Annotated in this window: 2 protein-coding genes and 2 pseudogenes; 1 reads left to right on the top strand and 3 read right to left on the bottom strand. The window is 43.5% G+C overall.

Annotated elements, in window-relative coordinates:
- Nucleotides 1–218, bottom strand: a pseudogene (locus CGZ90_RS19860) (ABC transporter permease); the annotation flags it as partial.
- Nucleotides 202–1224 carry an ABC transporter ATP-binding protein gene (locus CGZ90_RS19855; RefSeq protein ID WP_094254219.1) on the bottom strand — a complete coding sequence of 341 codons (1023 nt, stop codon included), beginning with the start codon at nt 1222–1224 and terminating at the stop codon, nt 202–204. The gene CGZ90_RS19855 and the pseudogene CGZ90_RS19860, both read right to left, overlap by 17 nt.
- Nucleotides 1225–1475: 251 nt before the next feature.
- Here CGZ90_RS19855 and CGZ90_RS19850 point away from each other — a divergent pair, with 251 nt between their 5' ends.
- Complete coding sequence (locus CGZ90_RS19850; RefSeq protein ID WP_094254220.1) at nt 1476–3206, top strand: mechanosensitive ion channel; 1731 nt, start codon at nt 1476–1478, stop codon at nt 3204–3206.
- Nucleotides 3207–3250: 44 nt separating this feature from the next.
- Here CGZ90_RS19850 and CGZ90_RS20910 read toward each other — a convergent pair.
- Nucleotides 3251–3700 (bottom strand): annotated as a pseudogene (locus tag CGZ90_RS20910) (DUF2642 domain-containing protein); the annotation flags it as partial.

Raw genomic sequence — 3700 nt, 5'->3', positions numbered from 1 at the left:
GAAACAAACATCTGCATAAACATCGCGACAATGATATAAGTGAGCATATCGTCGAGCGGCATGCCTTTTATCGAGGATTTATTGCTGTAAACCGCCTGCCAAAAATAATAGGCGATAAAAAGACGCAGCAAGATAGAGGCGATATTCGCCCATAACCACGCGGAGTATGCCGAGTTTACCTGCATTTGGACTTTAGCAAATTCAATGTATTTCCGCATGTTTCTCCTCCTGAACCATGCCTCTGCCATAAATCTCTTCAACGATGCTCTCAATCTTAGGGTCAGCAATCGTCAAGTCGGTGACATTGTATGCTTTCATCATCTCTGAAATCACTTCTGCACCAGAAATATCCCGGCTGCTGAAAGAAACAGAAACCTTCTCGCTTTCCTCTTCAGCAGGAAGGATTTCGGCTTTTCCTTCTAATGCTGGAGGCAGTAGGGGAGATGTAATGTTATCCATTTCAAAATGAATAATCCTTTTATGTCCGAACTGTTCCTTAATCGCTTGAAGACTGCCGTCATAGATGACACTTCCTTCATCGATGATAATGATGCGGCTGCAGATTTCTTCGATGTCCTGCATGTCATGTGTAGTAAGGATGACAGTCGTTCCGTAAAGGCGATTCATCTCTTTAATAAATTCACGGATTTTTATCTTTACTGCTACATCAAGCCCGATTGTCGGCTCGTCCAGATACACAACCTTTGGACGATGCAGGAATGCAGCGGCAAGCTCACATCTCATCTTTTGTCCGAGAGAGAGCTGCCTGACTGGAATGGCTAGCAGCGGCTCAAGATTGAGCACCTCCGTAAACGTCTTCATCGTTTCGTTAAACTGCTGTTCTGGAACCTCGTAAATATGCTTTAGAAGATCATAGCTTTCACGGACAGGTATATCCCAGAACAGCTGAGTACGCTGACCGAATACAGCTCCTATATTCTTGGCGTTTTTCTGCCTGTTTTCATAAGGGACGATGCTGTTTACACTGATGCTCCCGCTGCTAGGGGTCAATATTCCAGTTAGCATCTTAATTGTCGTAGATTTACCAGCTCCATTCGCTCCGATATAACCTACCATTTCACCAGGTTCGATGTGGAAATCAATTCCTTTAACTGCATGCTTTGTTTCGAATTTACGGTAAAAAAGCGATTTGACTGCTCCGCGAAGACCTGGGTCGCGCTTAGCAATCTTATATTCTTTCTTTATGTTATGTACATGAATCAATTCTCTCATCTCCTGTTCCAAGCATTGTGCTTGATGTAACCGTTTGCGCAATTAATCAGGTATTCTTATCCATTTATTCCATAATTCATCATACTCTCAATCTCAACATCTGTAAATTGCGGTATGAGTGAAACTCATTCTCGATAATTTACGTTTAGCCAGATGCAGTTAATGGGAAATGAAGCATATACCTGATTGATAAAAAGGAGGAGAAATCTTTGTACGATTACGATGGAGTAGTGAACTCATGGATGGCATATTTAGGAAGACTGCCTGATCTGCTTTTGGCTTTACTTGTCCTGCTCATAGGATGGCTCGTGGCCGGAATCGTTTCAAAAGCGGTGAAATCGGCATTAAAGAAAACAGACTTTGACAACAAAATGATGCGGTGGATGAAAAATGAGGGTGAAGAAGACCTGCACACAGGCCACCCGCAGTCGCGCCAGCATAATCAGCAGCATCAGAAATATTCACCTGAAGAAATCATCAGCAAGATTGTATTCTGGATCATCATGGTATTCGCATTCATTATGTTCTTCAATATGCTCGACCTTCCTTATGTAGCACAGCCTCTTTCCGGAGCGCTTGGTGTCATGGCAGCAGCCATCCCAAATATCCTCAAAGCGGTACTTATTGCAGCAGTTGCTTGGCTCATCGCTTCTGTGCTTTCTTATCTAGTGAAAAACGTGGGGCGCAGAGCTGGCCTTGGCAGATTAATGTCGAGATGGAACATGATAAAGGACCCTGCAAACGCGGACCGTACTCTTCATTCTGCATCTAGAGCAGTATTTTATCTGACACTGCTTCTATTCCTGCCGGCTGTACTCGCAGCACTTGGTATTGAAGCCATTTCAGAACCTTTAAAAGGAATGCTCGACGGATTCTTTGCCTTTATTCCAAAACTTCTCGGCGCAGCTCTTATTCTAGGAATCGGCTGGGTGGTTGCAAAGATTGTACGTGAGATTTTAACAAACTTCCTCCGCAGTATCGGTACCGATCATTTAGCGAATAAGTTAGGATTGTCATCTCCAGGCAAGCCATCGTTCAGCTTATCTTCGTTTATCGGAACAGTAGTTTATGTTCTGATTCTTATTCCTGCTGTAATTTCAGCATTAGAAACACTGGATATTGATGGTATTTCCGGACCAGCTGTTAGCATGCTCGGACGTGTAATGGATATGATTCCTAACATTATCATTGCAGCTGTTCTTGTAGCTGTTGGACTATGGCTTGGAAGAAAAGTAAAACATTTTGTATCCGGATTGCTGGAAAAGGCAGGCTTTAATGCTGTATTCAGCCGTATGGGGCTTGGCTCACTTGATCATAAAGCAAATCGCGGAATGACAGTTTCACAGATTGTCGGCTTTATCGCGCAAGCTGTTGTGGTGCTTCTGTTTACGATTGAAGCGCTTCAGCTTGTTGGACTTGAAAGCCTTGTAACTGCTCTGACAGCTGTACTTGCATACGTCCCAATGGTGCTGACAGCTATCATCGTGCTCGGAATCGGCTTTTATGTGGGAGATCTCGTAAAGCGGATTGTCATGAGCATGGTCAAGCAGCCGACAGAAGGTAAGATTCTCGGCAATACAGCAAAATACACGATCATTACACTTACGTTCTTTATGGCTCTCGATCAGCTCGGTGTGGCAAAAACTATCGTTAATGCTGCGTTTATCTTGATACTTGGCGGCTTTACGATTGCGTTCGGTTTAGCGTTTGGCCTTGGAGGACGTGAATTTGCCAGCCAGACGATGAGCAGATTGAGCCGCAAAATGGAAAATACAACAATTACAAAGCCAGATCCAAATGAGTGGAAAAAAGATAATACAAGTCTTGCCGATTTTAACCCGGCAACAGAACCATCAAAATCACCAGCTGACAATTCTTTAAACCTTGACAAGCCGCATACTATCAGCAGAGACCGTCTCTTTGACGATCATCCGCAAAACAAAGACGGCTATAACAACCCAGGACACGAATAATAAAAAAGGCTGCCTTGCTGAGAAGGCAGCCTTTTTTATGTGTATTATAAAAAACTGGCGGAATGAACATGTGTAAGGTTAGTAAAAATCGTCTGGTTGCGTGCGATGGCCAGTTCCACTTGATTGTTTTGAATGCTGATAATCTTGCCTATTTTTTTCGGCTCTTTACCAAGGTCAAAAATGGCCATTTTACCGATGTTTCGCTTGCATTGCTCTTCGAATGTACGCGCTGATGTTGTGCTGATGGGGATGAGCGGAAACTCCTCATTTTTCAAGGAATAAGGCCGTTCGTTTTCGCGGTATGGCATCAGCCATTTGAAGTGCTGCAGCGGAATGGATATCAGCTTATGGACCGGAGAAAAGAAAAGGAAATAATCATTCATGACCCCTGTAACATAGCCGTGAATAGGCTGGTGGTTTGTCACATAAATTTCTGTAAAGATGCCTTTGCTGTTTGTAAGAATTTTTCGGACAGAAATGTTATCCTCTGGCTG

The sequence above is a fragment of the Fictibacillus aquaticus genome, from assembly GCF_002245695.1.
GTDB lineage: Bacteria > Bacillota > Bacilli > Bacillales > Fictibacillaceae > Fictibacillus > Fictibacillus aquaticus.
This window is presented reverse-complemented; position numbering and strand designations above follow the sequence as displayed.